The organism is Paraburkholderia sp. GAS333 (genome assembly GCF_050435665.1).
In the GTDB taxonomy this organism is placed as follows: Bacteria; Pseudomonadota; Gammaproteobacteria; order Burkholderiales; family Burkholderiaceae; genus Paraburkholderia; species Paraburkholderia fungorum_A.
In genome coordinates, this window is the sequence record NZ_JBNDKS010000003.1 from 310,283 (window position 1) to 331,452 (window position 21,170).

The following is a 21,170-nucleotide window of genomic DNA, read 5'->3' on the forward strand; positions in this document are numbered from 1 at the left end:
GCGTCACTCTCTTTACTGCGTGGAATTGATTCTGGCGGGCTCGCCCTCATGATCTTCTGTACGCGCTCACGCCTTGCGGCGCGACGACACGCGAGCCGATCACGAATGCGCCGTCGGCGACATCGGTGAGCGTGTGCGGCGTGTCGCCGTAGTTGAACACGTAATTCAGTGCACCGCGCTGGCTGATCCGCACGCTGTCGCCGAGTGCCTGCGTTTTAACGCCTGCGTCGGCGGCGATCTGTTCGAACAGGCGCGCAGTGAGCGCGTCGTCGAACAGGCTCGCGAGGTAGTGGAACTTGCCGCCACGCACATACGCGGGATGGCCGTCGGCGAAACGCGCGCGCACGTCGAGCGAATCCGCATTCTCTGTGTCGATGAAGTCGCGCCAGTGACGCGCGACGCCGTCTTGTTGATCCGCGTCGCTGCCACCCGCGAGACGAACCGCTTCCGTCACGTTCGGCCGCATCGATTCGACACGCCACACGCGTAGCGGCAACACCAGCGTCAACGCACCCGGCGGCAGATTCGCGGGAATCTGCAGGTCCGCAGTCTTCGAACCCGTACGCGGACCGAACACCACGTGCGCCCCCGAATTCGCGAGACGCGCGCCGAAATCAGCCGGCACGACCGGCAGCGGCGGCACGACGATCAGGCTGTAACCGTCGAGCGGTGCATCGACCGGCACGACATCCACGTCGAGACCGAGCGAGCGCAGCGCCGAGTAGTACTCGAACGCGAAACGCGGGTAGTGAAAGTCCGCCCCTTGCGGATGAATCTCGAACAGCCACTTCGCCTCGTAGTCGTAAACCAGCGCGACCTTCGAACGAATCGTCGCGTTCGCGTCGGCATTCGCCGCGAGCACGGTGCGAATTTCTTCGGCGACTTTGGCGGCCTCATTACCGCCCACGTCGAGCCGGTTATCCGGCGTATTCAAACCTGCGTGCATCTGCTCCTGTGCAAACGGAGCCTGACGCCAGCGGAAATACGACACGCAGCCCGCGCCGTGCGCGAACGCTTCCCAACTCCACAGCCGCACCATGCCCGGCAGCGGCGCCGGATTCCACAGCGCCCAGTTCACCGGACCCGGCTGTTGTTCCATCACCCAGAACGGCAGCTTCGACATGCCGCGATACACGTCGTGATTGAACGACGCAAAGTCGGGGTGACCGCTGCGCAACCAGCGCGCCTTGATCTCCGGCGCGAACCATTGCTCTTCGAGCGCACCGAGCGGATAGCTGTCCCAGCTCGCGATATCGAGGTCGGCCGCGACCTTGTAGTGATCGAACTCGGTAAACAACTGCATGAAGTTGTGCGCGACCGGACGGCCCGGCGAATGTGCGCGGATGATCTCGACCTGCATGCGGTTATAGCGCGCGACTTCGTCGGACGCGAAACGGCGGTAATCGAGCCGGTGCGACGGATGCGCTTCGGTCACGGTCGCGACCGGTGCGTCGATCTCGTCGAAGCTGCGGTACTCCATGCTCCAGAACACCGTGCCCCACGCCTGGTTCAACGCATCGACCGTTTGATAGCGCGCTTTCAGCCATTCGCGGAAACGCTGCACTGCTGCCTGCGAATAGCTAACCACCGTGTGATGGCAACCGAATTCGTTATCGGTCTGCCAGAAAGCCACGGCGGGATGCTTGCCGTAACGCTCGGCCACCGCCGTGCAGATTTTCCGCGAAGCCTCGAAGTACGACGGCGACGAAAAATCATAATGACGGCGCGAACCGAACGCACGCGGACGTCCATCGGCACCGACCGGCAGAATGTCCGGATGACGGTCGATCAGCCACTTCGGCGGCGTCGCGGTCGGCGTGCACATCACGACCTTCAGCCCGGCTGCGCCGAGTACATCGACCGCGCGATCGAGCCACGCCCAATCGTATTCGCCGGGCGACGGCTCCATGCGGCTCCACGCAAATTCGGCGATCCGCACCTGCTCGATGCCGAGTGCTTTCATCCGGCGAGCGTCGTCTTCCCACATCGACTCAGGCCAGTGTTCCGGGTAGTAACAGACTCCAAGGCGCATCCGAATATCCTTTAAGCGTAGTGTTCGACGGATTCAAGCGAAGCGGCGGCAAAGCCGTCTTCGGTGAACAGGTGACAGGCAGAAGACGGCACGCGCAGGCTCGCGCGGTCGCCGGGCACGAGGCGTGTATCGCCAGGCGCCTTGGCGATCAGCGCGGCGCCGCCGGGCTGATCGAGGTGGACATAGCTGTGCTCGCCGAGTTGTTCGACGAGCGACACGGTGCGGACCAGCACGCCATTGGCGGGCGTGGCTGCGGCGGTATCGTCGCCGGTCAGGTTGTCGGCAAATTCCAGATGTTCAGGCCGCACGCCGAGCGTGACCGGCTGCGAGATTTGCAGACCATCGCCGCGAACCGGCACGCGCACGGTTTCGCCGGTGTGATCGAGCGTGACGCTCACGCCTTGCGCATCGACCGATGCAATGCGGCCCGGCAGGAAGTTCATGCGCGGAGAGCCGATAAAGCCCGCCACGAACCGGCTCTTCGGTCGGTGATACAACTCCAGCGGCGCGCCGATCTGCGCGATGCTGCCGTAGCGCTCGGTGTCCTTGCCCGCGTGCAGCAGCACGATCTTGTCGGCGAGCGTCATCGCCTCGATCTGGTCGTGCGTCACGTAGACCACGCTCGCCTTCGAGAACTGCTTGTGCAGACGCGCGATTTCGACGCGGGTCTGACCGCGCAGCGTCGCGTCGAGATTGGACAGCGGTTCGTCGAACAGGAACACGCCGGGCTCGCGCACGATCGCGCGGCCAATCGCGACCCGCTGACGCTGGCCGCCCGAGAGCGCCTTCGGCTTGCGGTCGAGCAGCGCTTCCAGTTGCAGAATGCGCGCGGCTTCCCGCACCTTGCGGTCGATTTCGTCCTTGGGGGTTTTAGCGAGCTTCAGCCCGAACGCCATGTTCTCGAACACGGTCATGTGCGGAAACAGCGCGTAGCTCTGGAACACCATCGCCACGCCGCGCTGCGCAGCGGCCACGTCGTTGACGAGCTTGCCGCCGATCGACAGGTCGCCGTCGGTGACGTCTTCGAGGCCCGCGATCATCCGCAGCAACGTGGATTTGCCGCAGCCCGACGGCCCGAGGAACACGCAGAATTCGTTCTCCGCGATCTCGAGATCGACGTTGCGGATCACCAGCGCGCCGTCGCCATATGCCTTCTGCACGCCTCTTAACGAAATGCTCGCCATTGCATCGACTCCGTGATTTAATCATTTCGAAGTCGGAGATTAAGCGCTTAATCAGACAGGCCAAAAAAATCGATCGCTTGGGATCGTCAGGCCTGCCTTGTCTCCGATATCGTTTTTGTCTGGTCGACAGATGGTGCCGCGCCTTGAGCCACGACGCAAATGTCGGGCCAACATCCCAAATATTGAGACAACATGCCCACACTCACCGAAGTCGCGCGTCACGCCGGGGTTACGCCCGCTACCGTGTCCAACGTGCTGCGCAATCGCGGCCGGGTTGGCGAGACGACCCGGCAACGCGTTCTGGAAGCCGTCGAGGCGCTCGGCTACCGCCCTCACCTCGCGGCCCGCGCGCTCGCCGAGGGCCGCGCGCCGACCCTCGCGCTGATGGTGTCGAGCATCGCCAATCCGTTCTATCCGGAGTTCGCGCTGGCCGTCGAACGCGCGGCGCGCACCAGCGGTCATTTCGTGATCATCTGCAATACGAACGAAGATCCGCACACGGGCCGCGCCTATCTCGACCAGATCGCCGGCACGCTGTCGGAAGGCGTGCTGGTGACGAACGCGAACCTCGATTTCGCCGACCTCCACACGACCGAAGCGCGCGGCACGCCGGTGGTGTTGTGCATGTGGGAGCGGCCTCACGAACCGCCTGGCCTGCCCTGCGTCGCGGTCGATTTCAGGCTGGCGGGCGAGTTGGCCGCCACGCATTTTCTGGAGCTTGGGCATCGTCGGATCGGCGCGATTGTCGGCAGCAAGGCGTCGGGCATTCACGCGGCCCGTTACGAGGGTTTCGTCAGCGCGTTGCGGGCGGCGGGTGCGCCGAAAAACCGCTTGAAACACGCACTGGATACGATCCAGGGCGGCTACGACGCGACGCGCGCCTTGCTCGAAGCCGACCCGAAAATCACCGCGATTTTCGCGACCAACGACTTGCCGGCGCTCGGTGCAATGCACGCTGCCGCCGACCTTGGCCTGAACGTGCCGGGGGACCTCTCCGTGATCGGCATTACCGATATTCAGCTCGCACGCGAATCGCGGCCCGCGTTGACGACGGTGGCCGTGCCGACCGTCGAAGTCGCGGGGCTCGCAGTGTCGCTGTTGCGCGAGTTGATCGAGTCGTCGTACGGGCAGGCGGGAAAAACCGCGGGCCAGGAAACGGCCAGCGTGCCGATGCGGATTTCGTCGCCGCCCGAACTCGTCGTGCGTGCGTCCACCGGTGTTCCGCGTTCGCGGTGATGTGTCCGTAACAGCCTCGCGGACGTTACGTAGCGAGCCGCCGTTCGCCTCCCTCGCCTGTCGTGCGCGTCTTGATGTCCGTCACCCGCAAACGCCCGTTCCAACGCGTTTGCGCGGCCTGTATGCCGCTTCGGCGCGGCTCTCCATGCAGTTGGCACGGTCTCTGCATTAACCCATGCAAAAGACCGGGCGCCGGCGCTTTACCCGCCGCCCGCACTCGCTAACCGGCCAGATCACGGCCACCACGCGCATGGATACCAAAATGACCGCCGCTCTCCTGCTGGATGCCGAAGCCGCCCATACCGCCGATGCCGCCCACGACGCCGACGCGAATTTCGCGCAGCGCCACCCGTTGCAGATCGCTGTCTGCCTGCGCAATCTGGTGTCGGGACAGGACTTCGTGACAGTGGAATTCGACGGCCGGCAGATCGTCACGCAAGTGCTCGACGTCGATTCCCGCAACGCGCGTTTTATCTTCGATGCAGGCAGCGTCGCCGACGATAACGCGGCGATTCCTGCGGCCCGCGAGTTGTCGTTCCGTAGCGTGCCTGGCGGTATTCGCACCGAGTTCACGACGCTCGGCGCAACAGCCGTAACATTCGAAGGATTGCCCGCTTTCGAGGCGCCCTTTCCGACGCTGCTTTACTACGTTCAGCGCCGCGAGTTTTTCCGCGTGCAGACCCCGCTGCTCGACCCGTATATCGCAAGCGGTCCGTATGAAAATGGCGGCTCGTTCCGTCTGGAATTGCAGGATCTGTCGCTGGGCGGCGTGGCGTTGAAGACTGCGGATACGCACTTCGGCTCGCTTGAAAGCGGCACGGTGTTGCGCGACGTATCGCTGCAACTGGGCAGTTTCGGGACACTGCAACTCGATCTGGAAATCGTCGCGCCGCGTCGCGTGACGACGCCGAAAGGCGACCAGCGGTTTGTGATCGGTTGCAAGTTTGTCGGGGCTTTGGGCCCAGCTGAAAGAACGTTGCAACGTGTTGTCACGCAGCTTGAAACGAAACGGCAAAGGCTGTCGCCGCGTGGGTGATTGTCGTGGTACGTAACGTAAAGCGGACGCCCGATGCGTCCGCTTTACGTTGATAACTGCGCGTTTCAGGCGATTACTGTTGCACGCCCCAACGACGTACCGTAACGCGTTCGAGCGTATCGAACACCAGATGTTCGATCAGCAGACCGATCACGATCACCGCCGCCAGTCCAGCAAAAACGCGATCCGTATACAGCTCGTTGCGATTCTGGAAGATGTACCAGCCAAGGCCACCACTCCCCGAACTCGCGCCGAATACGAGTTCGGCGGCGATCAGCGTGCGCCATGCAAATGCCCAACCCACCCGCAGACCGGCCAGAATCGACGGCAATGCGGCCGGCACCAGAATCAGCAGCACGTGACGCATACCGGTCAATCCATAGTTGCGTCCGGTCATGCGCAGCGTCGCAGGAACCGACTGAAAACCGGAATACGTGTTGAGCGCGAGCGGCCACAACACCGAATGCACCAGCACGAACAGCAGGCTGCCGGTGCCGAGTCCGAACCACAACAACGCGAGCGGCAACAACGCAATCGACGGCAACGGGTTGAACATCGCGGTCAGCATCGACAGAAAATCACGGCCGATGCGCGTCGATACGGCAAGCGAAGTCAGCACGAACGCGAGCGCCGCGCCCAGCAGATAACCCCGCAGCAGTACCGACATCGACACCGCAGTTTTCTGCAGCAATTCCCCTGACCAGACGCCCTGCACGAACGCCGAAAACGTCGCGCCGAAGGTCGGCAGCAGCAAGTCGTTATCGACCGCGCGCGCAGCGATTTCCCAGCCAGCGATCAACACCAGCGCGATCAGCGTCTTGCGCAGCCAGCTTTGCGCAAAGAGCCGCTTGGCGAGCGGCAACGGCGCTTCGAGAACGAGTTCGCCGAGCGGTTCGAGTGGACGTTCGTACTCGTCGCGAACCGGCGGTAACAAGGTGGCGGGCGAGCTCATTCAGCGGTCTCCGTCTGTTCGAACAACAGGTGATTAATGCGCGCGACGCTGCGCTGGAAATCGCTGCGCCCGAAGCTGTCCTGCGAATACTGATGGCTGTTGAGTTCGGCACGCACGCGCCCGGGATGCGGCGACAACAACAGAATCCGGTTGCCGACCACCAGCGCCTCCTCGATCGAATGCGTAACGAACAGAAGCGTGAAATTCACTTCTTCCCACAGACGCAGCAACTCCTCCTGCATCTTGCGGCGTGTCAGCGCGTCGAGCGCGGCGAACGGTTCGTCCATCAGCAGCACGCGCGGTTGCATTGCAAGTGCGCGCGCAATCGCCACGCGTTGCTTCATGCCGCCTGACAACGTATGCGGATAAGCATTCGCGAACGAAGCCAGGCCGACCTTCTCCAGATAATGCAGCGCACGCTCATTCGCTTCGGCACGCTTGAGTTTCTTTGCCACGCGCAGCGGGAACGCGACGTTCTGCAGCACCGTTTTCCACGGCGGCAACTGATCGAACTCCTGGAACACGACGATGCGATCGGCGCCTGGGCCGCGCACGGTTTGTCCATCGAGCGAAATAGTGCCTGACGTGGGCTGGATAAATCCGGCCACCGCTTTGAGCAAAGTAGATTTGCCGCAACCGGACGGTCCGAGCAACACAAAACGGTCACCGCCATAGACATCGAAACTCACGTCATGAGTCGCGCGAACGATCCGCTCGCGCGTGCGGTATTCGAGGTTGACGTTTTCGACCGCGAGCAATTTTTCGCTGGTTGCCGTACTCGATTGTTCGATGCGGTCAGGAAACAGCAGCGTGGGATTGGCCACCATCAGATCACTCCTTGCAAGCGGACCAGACCGACTCCGCGAGTCGATAAAGACGCGGCAAAATCATTAACGGGAAGAGTCATGCTTAGCTCCCTGCCGCCGTCGCCGGGTCGTCGAAGAAATAGTCTTTCCACGACTTCGGCTCGTTCTTTATCGCGCCGACGCGGTACATGAACTGCGCCAACCCAAACGTATTCTGCGGCGCGACCTTGAATTGCACCTGCGGATTCCTGATGACCTTCAGCAACAACGCGCGGTCGATCTTCGACTGATTCGTGCGGATATAAATGTCGGCGGCGGCATCGGGATTCGCCGTCACGAAACGCGCGGCATCGGCCAATGCATCGACAAACGCGCGATAGGTTTTCGGATTGTTGTCGCGGAATTTTTCGGTCGCGTACAGCACGGTGGCCGAACTCGGGCCGCCCAGCACGTCGTACGAATTCAGCACGACATGCGCTTTCGGATTGCCCGCCAGTTCCTGTTCCTGAAACGGCGGATTACCAAAATGTCCGGTAATTTCAGTGCCGCCCGCGATGATCGCGGCGGCCGCGTCGGGATGCGGCAATGCCTGCGTGTACTTGTCGAGACGGTTGTAATCCTTGTCGCCCCAACGTTTCGCGGCCGCATATTGCAGCACGCGCGATTGCACCGAGACATTCACGGCCGGCACCGCGATACGGTCTTTTTCGTTGAAGTCCGCGATGGTCTTCACATTCGGATCGTTGCTGACGAGGTAATACGGCAGATTGCCGAGCGACGCAACGCCCTTCACATTCTGATGACCATGCGTGCGATCCCAGATCGTCAGCAGCGGGCCGACGCCCGCGCCCGCAATATCCACGGCACCCGAGAGCAACGCGTCGTTCACCGCAGCGCCGCCAGAAAGCTTCACCCAGTCGACCTTGATATCGAGCCCCTGCTTACGCCCTTCTTTCTCGACGAATTGCTGGTCACGCGCAACGTTTAACAGCAGATAGACCACCCCGAACTGTTCGGCAATGCGGATCTGCCCTTCGGCATGCGCAGGTGCGGCTGCGCAGAAGCCGGCCACGCCCGTCGATAAAGTCAGCAACGTCGCGGTGAATCGGCGTGCAAAAGACGACCGTACGGCGGTCGGATGAAACCTGGCAAGCATCGGAACTCCGGTCAACATGTGGCGTGGCGGGCGTGGCTAAAGAGGGGAGACGTCGCCGTCAGAACGGCGCGTCGCCTTCAATCGTCGTGCGATAGAGCTTGCGGCGCAGATGATCGGGCGTACCCGCTGCGAGATGCATCAGCGAACGGTTGTCCCAGAACACCATGTCGTGTTCCTGCCATTGATGCCGGTAGAGATGCTCCGGCCGCACGCTATGCGCGAAGATTTCCTCGAGCAGAGCGCGGCTTTCGTCTTCAGGCAGGTCGATGATGCGCGTGGTGAAGTGCTCGCTGACGAACAACGCTTTACGTCCTGTTTCGGGATGGGTGCGCACAATCGGCTGCACCACCGGTTTGACTTGCGCGATCTGTTCCGCCGACAGATTCGGCCGCCACGGGCTGCGCTTTTGCAATTCCTCGTACTTCGCGAGATACCAATGCTCGGCCGAGCGCCCTTCTACCGCGCTGCGCAAATGCGCGGGCAACGTGTCCCACGCGAGATGCATGTTTGCGAACAGCGTGTCGCCGCCTTCGGCAGGCAACTCCTGCGCATGCAGCAACGAGCCGAGGCTCGGCTTTTCCTTGTACGACAGATCGGAGTGCCAGAAATGACCGGCATCGCCGAGGCCGATCGGCTTGCCGTTTTCAACCACGTTCGACACCACCAGAATCTCCTGATGGCCCGGCAACTGGAATTGATGCAACACATGAATTTGCAACGCGCCGAAGCGTCGGCTGAATTCGATCTGCTGATCGGGTGTGATGCGCTGATCGCGGAACACCAGCACGTGATGATCGAGATGCGCGCGATGAATGCGCGCGAAATCGCTCTGGTTCAGCGGCTTGCCGAGGTCGAGTCCGAGTACTTCCGCGCCGACGGGGCCGTCGAATGCGCGAATCTCGATGGGTTGGTTTTCGATCGTCTCGTCGACGTGGCGGGTGGCAGCAGGAGCAAAGGCAGTCGTCACAGGAAACTCTTCGTCTAGTCTGTTCTGAGGACGCCGTAAGTGGCGCAGTCAGACGAATTTACCGGTGCGCGCGCGCGCCGACAACGAAGCAAATCCGATACGGTTATCTGCTGGAGTGATAAACCCGATGCTTTAACGGGTTTCAGCAATTTCGCAGGGGGCTTGAAAGTTTTTGCGCGGAGAGTCAAGCCGTCGCCTGAGCGCAGCGAGTTGCATCCTCACCTGCCGGACGCAACCCGCTTCCCGTGGATCAGGAATACAACGCGCTTAGCGATTGCAGCGAGATGGTGGCGTTCTGCGAGTTCTGAACGCTATCGGCATTGACGATCACGATCTGCTGACCATTGCCTTGCAGCGACCACGAAGCCGTCTGGTATTGAACGACTGTCTGCGTCACCTGGCTGCTCGCGCGGCCTACTGACTGGATCTGCGTACCGGGGTCGACCAGCGAGTTGACGACGAGGACCTTCGCCGACTGTTCCGCGAACTGGATCGTGATGAACTGGTTGATGTTGCTTTGAATCTGCGCCTGATACCAGTGGGATGCAGGCACCGTGTAATAGCGGGTGAACTTGTTGAACGAGTGCGGTTGACCGTCGGCGGGCAACGACTGGTTGTTGATGCCGTTCGTGTCCGTCGGCAACTTGACGCTGGCGATGTAGGTTTGCACCTGTGCGCCGGGCTGGTTCTGCAGCATGGCCGCCGACACCGTCGTCGTGTCGGAGCCGTTCACGAACAGCACCGATGCCAGACCCTGATTGCCGGTTGTTCCCGGCACGTGGATCGTGGCCGGCGGCTGCGACTGGCTCCAGACCACGGAGATGTTGGCCCCGGCGTCATTGCCTGCGCTGTTATAGAAAATCAGCCCGTATAGTTGATTCGAGTTCAGTTGCTGGCAAGTCGCGGTATCGCCCGGGGAGAGCGTGATCAATTGTCCGTTATTCCAATTCGTCGAAGACATCAAAACCTCCTGAAGTGATTGAATTCGCCCGCCTGTCCAAGGCTCGCGCCGGCAATAAAAACGCCATTTTTTCCGCGACAAAACCAATTCATTAAAATTGGATATGGGTTTTGTCGCGACCGGAGTGGCGATTTCTCCGGTGTGTAATGAATTGGGTATTTTTATAGTGGATTCGAGCAAATACATATGTGCGGATTTTTTAATTATTTACGCCCACATGCTTACCGCAGCACATTTCAATACGCCGAATGGAATTCAATTTACGACCGTTAATTTCCCGATATTCGTAGACGCTCCGACACATTTCGCTTCAAGTATCATTTTTCCGACGTGCAGCCGATAGCTGTCAGACTTGACAGAGGTCTAATTAATATTTAAATGTACGCGGCATTTAATTACATTAACCTGGCTGACACAAATCAATTGATTTAAATGGCACGAATAAAATTTACTTTCCCAATCAATGCATGTCAGACGACCCTGTTCCGGCGAAAAATAATGCCCGTCGGTTGGCACCGATTTAATTCGGCATTTACTGTGGCGGACAAAGCCAACCTGCCCCGCCAGTCAGCCACTTCCCCATTCGGCTAACCAGGAGTTACCCGTAAAAGCGCCGCGCGTCTCTCGCAACGCACCAAGTCTACAGACCGCCCATTCGTCGGCTTCTCCCCGAAATGCCAAAGCAACTTACGCCGCATTGCGGCGAAAGGTTTGCGTTGACTCTGGACAACGCGCCTGCTGTACTAAATCCATCGTCGTGATTTAGTCCCAGGAGGTCACGGCGCAAAACCCTGAACTCAAACTGCCCGCGCGCAGCGTTCGCGCCCGCAACTGTCCGCAGTACACCGTCGTTGCCAATAATTGGAGGAGCGTCCCATGAATCTGAATTCCCGCAGGCATCCCGTCGCCAGGAAAGTCGTGTCGATGTGCGTAGCGGCATCGGCCGTGTGGTGTGCAGGCGCGAGCCAGGCGGCCGACCAGCCGGTCGTCGGCCTCATCACCAAGACCGACACCAACCCGTTCTTCGTGAAGATGAAACAGGGCGCCGAAGCCGCTGCATCGAAAAACGGCGCGAAACTGCTCACGGCCGCCGGCAAATTCGACGGTGACAACGCAAGTCAGGTCACCGCGATCGAAAACATGATGACGGCGGGTGCGAAAGCGATTCTGATCACGCCGAGCGACACCAAGGCGATCGTGCCGAGCATCAAGAAAGCACGCGCGGCTGGCGTGATGGTGGTCGCGCTCGATACGCCAACCGATCCGCAAGACGCCACCGACGCCCTCTTCGCCACCGACAATTTCAAGGCCGGCGTGCTGATCGGCAAATACGCGAAGGCGGCGCTGAACGGCAAGCCCGCAAAGATTGCCACGCTCGATCTCGCGCCGGGCGTGTCGGTCGGCGTGTTGCGTCATAACGGTTTTCTGGAAGGCTTCGGCGTGAAGGAAGGCGACGCGTCCATCGTGTGCAGCCAGGACACGCGCGGCGACCAGGCGAAGGGTCAAACGGCAATGGAAAACTGCCTGCAGAAGTCGCCGGATATCAACGTGGTCTACACGATCAACGAACCGGCTGCTGCGGGCGCGTATCGCGCGTTGAAAGCGGCGGGCAAGGACAAGAGCGTGATGATCGTGTCGATCGACGGCGGCTGTGAAGGCGTGCGCAATGTAAAGGCCGGCGCGATTGCAGCAACCTCGCAGCAGTATCCGCTGAAGATGGCGGCGCTCGGCGTAACCGCCGGTGTCGACTACGCGAAAACCGGCAAGAAGGTTTCCGGCTATCAGGACACGGGCGTCACGCTGATTACCGACAAGCCGATGTCCGGCATCGACAGCAAGGACACGAAGTTCGGCCTCGACAACTGCTGGGGCAACAAGTAACGCTGTAGCGCGCATCGCTTCACATCGCGGCCCGTCATCGCGGGCCGCCGACTGATTTGCCGCGTGAGCCGCCACTCCGGGGCCACGCTCATGTATCGAGTTTCGAGGACATCCATCATGTCGACTCCTTCCGCGCCCGCCGGTCACTCGCGCACCTTCACCGATCGTCTGCCGTCGCTTGCCGAGGTCGGTCCGCTGATCGCCCTGGTGCTGGCCTGCGGCTTCTTCATCTCCCAGAGCAGCCGGTTCCTGTCGTTCCAGAATCTCTCGCTGATCCTGCAACAGACCATGGTGGTCGCGGTCATCGCTATCGGTCAGACGCTGATCGTGCTGACCGGCGGCATCGATCTGTCATGCGGAATGGTGATGGCGTTCGGCTCGATCATCATGACCAAATTTGCGGTCACGCTAGGCGTGCCGCCAATTCTCGCGATTCTGTGCGGCATCGCGGCGAGTACATTGTTCGGCGCGCTGAACGGCGTGCTGATCACGCGAATCAAACTGCCTGCATTCATCGTCACGTTGGGTACATTGAATATCGCCTTCGCGCTCACGCAGATTTACTCGAATGCGGAGAGCGTGTCCAATCTGCCGGACGCGATCATGTTCTTCGGCAATACCTTCAAGCTCGGTCCCGCAGATGTCACCTACGGCACCGTCCTAACGCTGCTGATGTATCTCGCCACGTGGTTCGTTTTGCGCGACACGGTACCCGGCCGGCACCTGTACGCGCTCGGCAATAACGCGGAGGCCGCGCGCCTGATGGGCCTCTCATCGCAGAAGATCCTGCTCACCGTGTATTCGCTGGCCGGTGCGATTTACGGCATTGCCGCGCTGCTGTCGGTGTCGCGCACGGGCGTCGGCGATCCGCAGGCGGGGCAAACCGAAAATCTCGACAGCATTACTGCGGTCGTACTCGGCGGCACGAGTCTGTTCGGCGGACGCGGATCGATTGTCGGCACCTTGCTCGGCGCGTTGATTGTCGGCGTGTTTCGCAATGGCCTGACATTGATCGGCGTTTCGTCGGTCTACCAGGTGTTGATTACCGGCATGCTCGTGATTCTCGCCGTCGCAGCCGACAAACTTTCTCATCGTCGCGGTTGAGCATCTACAGGAGCGCATCATGTCGACACCCACTTCCGCTTCTCTCACGATGCCCGCCGCCATGCCCGTTCTGCAGGCGCGCGGATTGATCAAACGTTATGGCAATGTGACCGCGCTCGACGGTTGCGATTTCGAAGTGCTGCCCGGCGAAATTCTCGCGGTGATCGGCGACAACGGCGCGGGAAAATCGTCGCTGATCAAGGCACTTTCCGGCGCGACGGTGCCAGACGAAGGAGAGATTCTGCTCGACGGCAAGCCGGTCAAATTTCGCAGTCCGCTCGACGCGCGCGCACAAGGTATCGAGACCGTGTACCAGGAACTCGCAGTCGCGCCCGCGATGAGCATCGCCGAAAATCTGTTCCTTGCGCGCGAGCTGGTCAAACCAGGCTGGCGCGGTTCGATCTTCAAGATGATCGACAAACGCCGCATGCTCGACGAAGCGACCGCGCACATGAAAGACCTGCAAATAGGCATCCGTTCGATGCGGCAGGCGGTCGAAACATTGTCCGGCGGTCAACGCCAGGGGGTCGCGGTTGCACGCAGTGCGGCGTTCGCGCGGCACGTGGTGATTCTCGACGAACCCACCGCCGCACTCGGCGTGAAGGAAGGCAACATGGTGCTCGAACTGATCCGCCGGGTACGCGAGCGTGGGCTGCCGGTCATTCTGATCAGCCATAACATGCCGCACGTATTCGAAGTCGCCGACCGCATTCATATTCAACGGCTGGGCCGGCGCGCGGCACTCGTCAATACGAAAGACGTGCACATGTCCGAAGCGGTCGCGATCATGACCGGCGCAAAAGAGGCGGACGTCAAGGCGATTGCATGACGACAGCCTCTTTCTGAGCGGGCCGCCACCATGGACACCACCGGCACCCGCTCGCCCCTCAAACGCACGGTCGGCTCGAATCAGGTTGGCATGCGGCAGTTCAACGAGCGCATCGTATTGCAGGCGATCCGCCTGCATGGTCCGCTGCCGAAAGCCGACGTGAGCCGCCTCACGCGTCTGTCGATGCAGACGGTGTCGATGATCGCCGACCGTCTGATCGACGACGGCCTGCTCGAAAAGCACGCGCGCGTGCGCGGCAGAATCGGCCAGCCTTCGGTGCCGATCGCGTTGCGCGCGGACGGCGCGTACACCATCGGCATCAAGGTCGGACGCCGCAGTCTCGACGTACTGGCGATGGATTTCGCGGGCCGCATCGTATGTCGCGATGTATTCGAATACGCGTATCCCGATCCGCGCACGCTGTTCCCCGCGCTCGAAGGCAAACTCGCGCGCGTGAATCAGGCCCTTGGCGACAAGGCGGCCAAGGTGGTCGGCGTAGGCGTGGCTGCGCCGTTGTGGCTCGGCGGCTGGCGCGACTTTCTCGGCGCGCCGCCCGACGCACTCGAAGCGTGGAACGAGATCGATTTGCGCACCCGTATCGCGACGATGACCGGCCTGCCGGTCGAATTCGCGAAAGACACCACCGCCGCCTGCGCGGCCGAACTCGTGATGGGCCAGGGGCGCGGGATCCACAATTTTCTGTATCTGTTCGTCGGCACGTTCATTGGCGGCGGATTGGTTATCGACGGCCGCTTGCACGGAGGACCCCACGATAACGCCGGCGCAGTGGGTTCGATTCCGCTGCGCGACGGCACCGCTCGCAAACCCGCGCGACAGTTATTGCACGCGGCGTCCGGCTTCGTGCTCGAAAAGCTGTTGAGCGATGCGGGTGCGCCTGCCGCCGCTGCGCACGATCATCGCGCGTTATCGCCCGAACTCTGGCGGCAGACGGAGCAATGGCTCGACAGTGCGTGCCCCGCCATCGCCAACGCGCTGACCAACGCGGCCGCGCTGCTAGACCTCGAAGCGGTCGTGATCGACGGTGAACTCGACCGTCAATTAGTCAGAGAAATCATTCGACGCACCGAGCGCGTGCTCGACCGTTTCGAATGGGAAGGGATGGTGCGTCCGCAGCTTCTGGAAGGCACCATCGGCGCCGACGCCCGCGCGATGGGCGGCGCGATTCTGCCGCTCTATGCGCATTTCGCGCCGGTGCATGAATTGTTTTTAAAGCCCGCGACCGATAGCGATTATTGAGTGCGCCCGTTTCACCATAACGTGTGACCCGGGCGCGAAAACAGAAACACTCACTTCGCCGCCACCTTCGTCACCGACGCGGTTTTAACCGACGGCTCGTCGAGTAGCGGCTGCAACGCCGGCGCCATCGACTTCAGCAATTGCACCGACAGCGCACTCGTGAACTCGTAATGCGATGCATACGGTTCGTGCACCCACGCAGTCAACGTGCCGTAAAAGCGGTCGCCCATCGCAAACACAAACGTGGCGCTGCGATTCACCTTGCGCGACTCGATCAGCCGCGCGCCTTTGGCAAATACGTTGAAGCGCTGATCGCCGGTGCCGGTTTTGCCGTACACCTCAAGCGTCTGACCATTCGGGAACGTCATGCCTTGCGCGAGCCGTTTCGCTGTTCCGCCCGCGACGACATCGCGCAACAGCACCTTCACCACCCCCGCGATTTCCGGCGACAACTGCTGCTCCGGCGCGACGGCTGCGCGTTTGAAGTGCGTTTCGTACGGCGTGTCTTTGGCGAATTCGAGTTCGGTGAGGCTCTCGGTCGGCACCTTGTTGCCGTCGTTCGCAATCACGCCGATCAGTTGAGCGAGCGCCGCAGGCCGGTCGCCCGAAGCGCCGATTGCCGCCGCATACGAAGGCGTGAGCGTCGCGAACGGATAACCGAGCGCCTGCCACGATTTGCCGATTGCGTCATACGCGCGCAACTCGACCATCCGTTTGATGCGGCGATCCTGTGTTGCGTGATAGCGCGTCTTGAACAACCAAGAATAGGTCGACAGACGCACGTCGCGGCTCGCGGTCTGAATCTCTTTGAGGGTGGCGTCCGGATGTTCGCGCAGGTAATTGAGCGCCCACAACTCCAGCGGATGCACACTTGAAATATAGCCGCGGTCGTTCAGATTGAAGCGGTCGACCGAATATTTGGTGTACAGATTCGCGAGGTCTTCATCGTCGAGAATCGAAGCGGCCGGGGTGTTCTTCAACGCTTCGCGCATCCTGGCGTTGAACCATGCATTCGATTCGTCAGGTGCAACGCTGCGCAAGACGGTCGCTACTTTCGGCGGCGATTTGCGCACACCGAGCAGCAACAACGCCAGCGCCTGTTCGCGCGTCTTGCCGTGATACTTCGTGTAGAAGCGGCTCATGTACACGCGGCTTTCCTGATCGGCAAACTGCGTCAGATACATCTTGCGGATGGCCGGGTCGCCGAGCCATTGCGATGAAGGCCCCGTGGTCTGCACCATTTCATAGTGGACGATATCGCGCATCAGGCGCACGAACACCAGATTCACCGAATGCTGGAATGCGCGATGGACGGTCAGGATCTGACTGTTGTCGTCGGATTCGAAGTTGGTGAAGGTTTGCGCGCCGCCGCCTGTATAGAAAGTCTCGCCAGGGCTCGCCGAATATTTGCGTTCCACCGCTGCGTTGAGCATCGATTGCAGCGAGCGGTCGGATGTATGGGCCAGATAGTCGAGCGCCCAACGCGTCAACTGATCGTTCGGATCGGTTTTGACGGCTTTCAGCTCCGCTATGCTCAACGGGGCATAACGCGCATGCAGGTCGGAGACAATCTGCAAATACGTGACAACGGTACGCAGTTTCGCCGTCGAGCCAAGATTCAGACGCGCGCCGGAATTGATGTCGAACGGCTGGTTCACGCTATCCGTTTGCACGCGCACGAGATTCGCGCCGCCACGTCTTTCGAACAGCGTGAAGCTGTAGGCGATTCTCGACGGGTCGTCTGAAGGACGCAGCATTTCGAAGCCGACGAGGCCCGCCGCTTTTGCTCCGTCACGCGTGGCGGCTGCGGCGAGTCTTTCGCTGACCGCCTGCTGTACCGCGTTATTCAACGTGCCTTTTGCCTGCAGATCGAGCCGGTCGAGTTCATAGAAACTGCGCAGGCCGAGGGCCGCCAGCAGATGCGAGCGCATCGACGTCACGGCCTTGCGCGACACGAACGAATCGACACTCTGCGTTCTGGCCGGCGTGCGATGCAATTCGACCTGTGCCGCCAGCGCGGCATCACGCAACGGAATCGAAATAACACCGCCGCTAGCAAGTAACCGCAGATAACTATCGGTGCGCCGTTCGAGTTCGGCATAGCTATGTTGCAGGAAATACGACGGCGCGCGTTGCGCGATCATCAGCGACAGAACCTGACGAAACGCGACGCCCTGCTCCGCGAGATTCGCTCCGGTCGACGGCGCTTTCAGAATACGGTTCACGTCGCGGAAATCGCGTCCGTACCACGCGGCGAGACCGTCGCCGATTCCGTTGATCTCGCCGATTCCCGGCTGCGCCGCGAGCGGCACCGAGTTCAGATAATGGACGACGATCTGCTGACGCGCGGCCATCGTCTGCGGACCGTTCATATATGCGCGCAACGAAGCGGACGCAATTTGCCGCAATTTCTCGGGCGGCGTTGCAGTACGGCCGCCTGCCGAGTGGCGGAATTTTTCGATTTGCGTGGCGAGCGTGCTGCCGCCCGGTGTCGATTGATGACGGTTGAACACACGCACGCCCTGATCGACCAGCGCGCGGCTAAAGCGCCCCCAGTCGATAGCGGGATTACGGTTCGGTTGCGACGGATCGAGCAGATAGCGGTCTTCGATAAACAGCAGCGAGTTCACGACGAGCGGCGGAATCGCATCGAAGTTGCCATATGCACGGCCTGGAAACTGCGCGCTGAAAAGCTGCGCGTCGGTGCCGTCGAACAGTTGCAAGCCAGCCTGATCTTTTTCCCCGTACGGCAAAAACAAACCATTGCTCGCAAGCGAAAGCATCCGTTCGGAATCACGTGCCTGCGAGCTGATTTCAAACCCGCGTTCCAATAAGCGTTGCTGGATGGACGGCAGCAACGCGTAGCCCAGGCGGCTATCGTAAGGGCCTTTGTCTGCAGGGGGAAAATAGATCGTGTGACTGGCCCCGGGCTCGACGGAGAAACCCACGTCGCGGGTCAATTCGGAGAGATAGCGCGCCTGCAGCCGGGAGGTTTCTATCTCCACCTGAACCAGCCGGGCGATCCACGCCAGCGCGAGCAATAACGCTGCCGCCAGCCCCCATTTGAGCCACTTGCGAACCGGCGCTGCGACCGTTGCGCGAAGCGGTAACCGAACCAATGGCCGATTCATGGCTGCTCCCCCCGAGCGGGCGCCATATTCTCGAAACTGGCGCGCGTTCAAAGCAGTTTAGCGCGGAACGCGAAGTCCTAATTGGCCCGGATTTACCCGAGAGTGTCGCGGCTACAACACCTCATTTCAACCTATGGCAAAGCGCGAATTGCCATGCGATATTGAAAGTCTTTCGCGTGCGTGAGAAACCCGCACTACGCTGAAACTTTTCACTTTTCCCGCGCGTCGATCTAGACCGTTTCACCCTGCGCGGACACCACCTGTTCCCTCAGCAACTCGATGAACTGCTCGGCCGGTGGCGACAGCACGCCACCCTTGCGCGTCACCACGCCGAATGTCTGCGACGGCGACTTCAGTTTGACCGGCACCACACGCAACATCTTCTGCCGAACGAACATGGCGGCGATGGCCGTGGGCAGTAACGACACCAGGTCGGCGCTGCTTTGCAACAACGCCACCGTCACGAACGTGGATGCCGTCGAAATCGGGTTGTCCGGCATGTCGAGACCGGCCAGATCCATCTCCCGTTCGAGCAGCGCGTGCAACGGCATATGCGACGGATACATCACCCAGCGATGCCCCGCCAGATCGCGCAGCTTCACTTCTTTCTTCTGCCACGGCGGATGACCGTAACCCACCACCACCGACAACGGCTCGTCGCCCAGCGGACGATAGTGATATTTCGACGGATCGGCCGCGACCGCCGCGCGGCCGATCACCAGGTCGAGCCGTCCGTCGTCGAGTTGCGGCAACATGCGCGCGCTGGTGTCCTCCATCACCTCGATCGACAGATTGGGCTGCCCGGCATGCAGCCGGTTCAGCGCCGGCACCACGCACTCGGGAATCGCGCCCATGATCGCGCCGACCGCGAGCCGCCCGCCGCGCCCCGAGCGGATTTCGGCGACGTCCTGGCACAACGCGGTGAGATCGGTCGCCACCAGGCGCGCGTAGCGAATCACGCAATGGCCGAGCTGGTTCGGGATCATGCCGGTTTTCGAGCGCTCGAAAAGCGGTGCGTCGAGCATCGACTCCAGTTCCTGCAACGCCTTGCTGGCCGCCGATTGCGTCATCGACATCGCGCCGGCCGCTTTGTGCAGCGATTTGAGGTCGTCGAGCGCGATCAGCAATTGCAATTGCTTCATCCGCAAGCGGGATAACAGGACGTTGAAGGTGTCTTTCATGGGTGCGGGCGGCTTCGACCGGGGTGAGTCGAAAAAGCGATCACAAGATGGAAACAATTCAATATACCTGCCGTGCACGCCGCCGTATAGTCGGCGCTGGAGACATTCAGAAACCGTCCGATTCCTCTTCAAAAACGACACCCACCATGGCTCAAACCAATCACCCTGCTGCATTGCGCGGCGTGTTCCCGGTCGTTCCGACCATCTTCGACGAAGCCGGTCATCTCGACCTCGAAGGCCAGAAACGTTGTATCGATTTCATGATCGATGCGGGTTCGAACGGCCTGTGCATTCTGGCGAACTTCTCCGAGCAATTCGCGCTGTCCGACGACGAACGCAACACGCTGATGCACCTCGCGCTCGACCACGTCGCGGGCCGCGTGCCGGTGATCGTCACGACCACGCATTTCAGTTCGCACCAGTGCGCCGAACGCAGCCGCGCCGCGCAGGACGCGGGCGCCGCGATGGTAATGATCATGCCGCCGTATCACGGCGCGACGATCCGCATCGGCGAAAAGGGGATTTTCGAGTTTTACCGCACCGTGTCCGACGCGATCAGAATTCCGATCATGATCCAGGACGCGCCGGTCAGCGGCACTGCGTTGTCCGCGCCGTTTCTCGCCCGCATGGCGCGCGAGATCGACAACGTGTCGTACTTCAAGATCGAAACGCCGCAGGCAGCCAACAAGCTGCGCGAGTTGATCGAACTCGGCGGCGATGCAATCGTGGGGCCGTGGGACGGCGAAGAAGCCATCACGCTGATGGCCGATCTGGACGCAGGCGCGACCGGTTCGATGACGGGCGGCGGTTATGCCGACGGCATCCGTCTGATTGTCGATGCTTATGCTGCTGGCGATACCGAAGCCGCCGCCGCGCATTATCAGCAGTGGTTGCCGCTGATCAACTACGAGAACCGCCAGGGCGGCCTCGCGTCGTGCAAGGCGTTGATGAAGGAAGGCGGCGTGATCCGCTCGGACGCGGTGCGTCATCCGTTGCCGGCCATGCATCCGGCGACGCGTGAAGGGCTGCTGAAGGTCGCGCGACGGCTTGATCCGCTGGTGTTGCGCTGGGGACGTTGAGGGTCGGTCTAACGTGCATTTTTGCAGCGCGTTCTTCTACAACGCGCTGACTTCAACGCTTCAGACTTTCTCACTCCGCCCAACTCCGCTGCGCTCCGTTTCAAACGCACAAGCGCAGGCCCGGAACAACTGCAAAGCTCGGGAAAGCCCACCTGCTCCAACCCGGACGTCGACTGACATTATCAGCCAGCGTCCGGGCCTCAAACGGAACAGGCAGCCCTCCCGACCCAACACCCGCTCGCCCGCGATGCTTTATCCGTCCCGCATCGCGTGGCTCCGTTGCCGGCGGCTCGTGCAACGCTCGTGCAACGGGACTGGTCTCCCAGCACACCTACCCCGTGTTCATCGGCCTGGCAATGCGCCGCCGCGCTTTTTTGC

16 protein-coding genes are annotated in these 21,170 nt (G+C 61.2%); 7 read left to right on the forward strand and 9 right to left on the reverse strand.

Going from position 1 to position 21,170, the window contains the following annotated elements:
* Positions 1 to 46: 46 nt before the first annotated feature.
* Both ABH945_RS17185 and ABH945_RS17190 read right to left on the reverse strand, forming a co-directional pair.
* A complete protein-coding gene (locus ABH945_RS17185) occupies positions 47 to 2,032 on the reverse strand; it encodes a beta-galactosidase (RefSeq protein ID WP_429251294.1) in 1,986 nt (661 codons plus the stop codon).
* A gap of 11 nt (positions 2,033 to 2,043) precedes the next feature.
* Positions 2,044 to 3,216, reverse strand: coding sequence for an ABC transporter ATP-binding protein (locus ABH945_RS17190; RefSeq protein WP_429251295.1), 1,173 nt, complete (start codon positions 3,214 to 3,216; stop codon positions 2,044 to 2,046).
* A gap of 192 nt (positions 3,217 to 3,408) precedes the next feature.
* Here ABH945_RS17190 and ABH945_RS17195 point away from each other — a divergent pair, with 192 nt between their 5' ends.
* Complete coding sequence (locus ABH945_RS17195) at positions 3,409 to 4,452, forward strand: LacI family DNA-binding transcriptional regulator (RefSeq protein WP_429251296.1); 1,044 nt, start codon at positions 3,409 to 3,411, stop codon at positions 4,450 to 4,452.
* A gap of 262 nt (positions 4,453 to 4,714) precedes the next feature.
* A complete protein-coding gene (locus ABH945_RS17200) occupies positions 4,715 to 5,488 on the forward strand; it encodes a flagellar brake protein (protein WP_429251297.1) in 774 nt (257 codons plus the stop codon).
* A 73-nt stretch (positions 5,489 to 5,561) separates the two neighbouring features.
* On the opposite strand, the gene ABH945_RS17205 is transcribed toward ABH945_RS17200, so the two are convergent.
* From ABH945_RS17205 to ABH945_RS17225, 5 genes are all read right to left on the reverse strand, one after another.
* Positions 5,562 to 6,440, reverse strand: coding sequence for an ABC transporter permease (locus ABH945_RS17205; RefSeq protein ID WP_429251298.1), 879 nt, complete (start codon positions 6,438 to 6,440; stop codon positions 5,562 to 5,564).
* Positions 6,437 to 7,267, reverse strand: a complete 831-nt coding sequence (locus ABH945_RS17210; RefSeq protein ID WP_429251299.1) for an ABC transporter ATP-binding protein — start codon at positions 7,265 to 7,267, stop codon at positions 6,437 to 6,439. Before ABH945_RS17210 ends, ABH945_RS17205 begins: the two co-directional genes overlap by 4 nt.
* An 82-nt stretch (positions 7,268 to 7,349) precedes the next feature.
* Complete coding sequence (locus ABH945_RS17215) at positions 7,350 to 8,402, reverse strand: ABC transporter substrate-binding protein (RefSeq protein WP_429251300.1); 1,053 nt, start codon at positions 8,400 to 8,402, stop codon at positions 7,350 to 7,352.
* 58 nt (positions 8,403 to 8,460) lie between these two features.
* Positions 8,461 to 9,321, reverse strand: coding sequence for a TauD/TfdA dioxygenase family protein (locus ABH945_RS17220; protein ID WP_429251910.1), 861 nt, complete (start codon positions 9,319 to 9,321; stop codon positions 8,461 to 8,463).
* Between the two features lie 298 nt (positions 9,322 to 9,619).
* Positions 9,620 to 10,330: a hypothetical protein gene (locus tag ABH945_RS17225; protein ID WP_074769664.1), complete on the reverse strand. Its 711-nt coding sequence runs from the start codon at positions 10,328 to 10,330 to the stop codon at positions 9,620 to 9,622.
* Positions 10,331 to 11,206: 876 nt separating this feature from the next.
* On the opposite strand from ABH945_RS17225, the gene ABH945_RS17230 reads away from it, so the two are divergent.
* The 4 genes from ABH945_RS17230 (at position 11,207) to ABH945_RS17245 (ending at position 15,401) form a co-directional block, all read left to right on the forward strand.
* Complete coding sequence (locus ABH945_RS17230) at positions 11,207 to 12,211, forward strand: sugar ABC transporter substrate-binding protein (RefSeq protein ID WP_074769666.1); 1,005 nt, start codon at positions 11,207 to 11,209, stop codon at positions 12,209 to 12,211.
* A 117-nt stretch (positions 12,212 to 12,328) separates the two neighbouring features.
* Entirely contained in the window at positions 12,329 to 13,315 is a 987-nt protein-coding gene (locus tag ABH945_RS17235; protein ID WP_074769668.1) for an ABC transporter permease, read from the forward strand.
* A gap of 19 nt (positions 13,316 to 13,334) precedes the next feature.
* On the forward strand, positions 13,335 to 14,144 hold the full coding sequence (locus ABH945_RS17240) for an ATP-binding cassette domain-containing protein (RefSeq protein ID WP_429251301.1): 810 nt from the start codon (positions 13,335 to 13,337) through the stop codon (positions 14,142 to 14,144).
* Positions 14,145 to 14,174: 30 nt separating this feature from the next.
* Complete coding sequence (locus tag ABH945_RS17245) at positions 14,175 to 15,401, forward strand: ROK family transcriptional regulator (protein WP_429251302.1); 1,227 nt, start codon at positions 14,175 to 14,177, stop codon at positions 15,399 to 15,401.
* 50 nt (positions 15,402 to 15,451) lie between these two features.
* On the opposite strand, the gene ABH945_RS17250 is transcribed toward ABH945_RS17245, so the two are convergent.
* Complete coding sequence (locus ABH945_RS17250) at positions 15,452 to 18,532, reverse strand: transglycosylase domain-containing protein (protein ID WP_429251303.1); 3,081 nt, start codon at positions 18,530 to 18,532, stop codon at positions 15,452 to 15,454.
* 230 nt (positions 18,533 to 18,762) lie between these two features.
* Positions 18,763 to 19,713, reverse strand: coding sequence for a LysR family transcriptional regulator (locus ABH945_RS17255; RefSeq protein ID WP_429251304.1), 951 nt, complete (start codon positions 19,711 to 19,713; stop codon positions 18,763 to 18,765).
* Positions 19,714 to 19,859: 146 nt separating this feature from the next.
* On the opposite strand from ABH945_RS17255, the gene ABH945_RS17260 reads away from it, so the two are divergent.
* On the forward strand, positions 19,860 to 20,792 hold the full coding sequence (locus ABH945_RS17260) for a dihydrodipicolinate synthase family protein (protein ID WP_074769678.1): 933 nt from the start codon (positions 19,860 to 19,862) through the stop codon (positions 20,790 to 20,792).
* Positions 20,793 to 21,170 lie beyond the last annotated feature (378 nt).

Excerpts from the sequence above, each read along its gene's own strand:
- ABH945_RS17255 (WP_429251304.1), bottom strand. The coding sequence starts at position 19,713 with ATGAAAGACACCTTCAACGTCCTGTTATCCCGCTTGCGGATGAAGCAA.
- ABH945_RS17235 (WP_074769668.1), top strand. The coding sequence starts at position 12,329 with ATGTCGACTCCTTCCGCGCCCGCCGGTCACTCGCGCACCTTCACCGAT.
- ABH945_RS17200 (WP_429251297.1), top strand. The coding sequence starts at position 4,715 with ATGACCGCCGCTCTCCTGCTGGATGCCGAAGCCGCCCATACCGCCGAT.
- ABH945_RS17205 (WP_429251298.1), bottom strand. The coding sequence starts at position 6,440 with ATGAGCTCGCCCGCCACCTTGTTACCGCCGGTTCGCGACGAGTACGAA.
- ABH945_RS17240 (WP_429251301.1), top strand. The coding sequence starts at position 13,335 with ATGTCGACACCCACTTCCGCTTCTCTCACGATGCCCGCCGCCATGCCC.
- ABH945_RS17250 (WP_429251303.1), bottom strand. The coding sequence starts at position 18,532 with ATGAATCGGCCATTGGTTCGGTTACCGCTTCGCGCAACGGTCGCAGCG.
- ABH945_RS17190 (WP_429251295.1), bottom strand. The coding sequence starts at position 3,216 with ATGGCGAGCATTTCGTTAAGAGGCGTGCAGAAGGCATATGGCGACGGC.
- ABH945_RS17260 (WP_074769678.1), top strand. The coding sequence starts at position 19,860 with ATGGCTCAAACCAATCACCCTGCTGCATTGCGCGGCGTGTTCCCGGTC.
- ABH945_RS17230 (WP_074769666.1), top strand. The coding sequence starts at position 11,207 with ATGAATCTGAATTCCCGCAGGCATCCCGTCGCCAGGAAAGTCGTGTCG.
- ABH945_RS17210 (WP_429251299.1), bottom strand. The coding sequence starts at position 7,267 with ATGGTGGCCAATCCCACGCTGCTGTTTCCTGACCGCATCGAACAATCG.
- ABH945_RS17245 (WP_429251302.1), top strand. The coding sequence starts at position 14,175 with ATGGACACCACCGGCACCCGCTCGCCCCTCAAACGCACGGTCGGCTCG.
- ABH945_RS17185 (WP_429251294.1), bottom strand. The coding sequence starts at position 2,032 with ATGCGCCTTGGAGTCTGTTACTACCCGGAACACTGGCCTGAGTCGATG.
- ABH945_RS17195 (WP_429251296.1), top strand. The coding sequence starts at position 3,409 with ATGCCCACACTCACCGAAGTCGCGCGTCACGCCGGGGTTACGCCCGCT.
- ABH945_RS17215 (WP_429251300.1), bottom strand. The coding sequence starts at position 8,402 with ATGCTTGCCAGGTTTCATCCGACCGCCGTACGGTCGTCTTTTGCACGC.
- ABH945_RS17225 (WP_074769664.1), bottom strand. The coding sequence starts at position 10,330 with ATGTCTTCGACGAATTGGAATAACGGACAATTGATCACGCTCTCCCCG.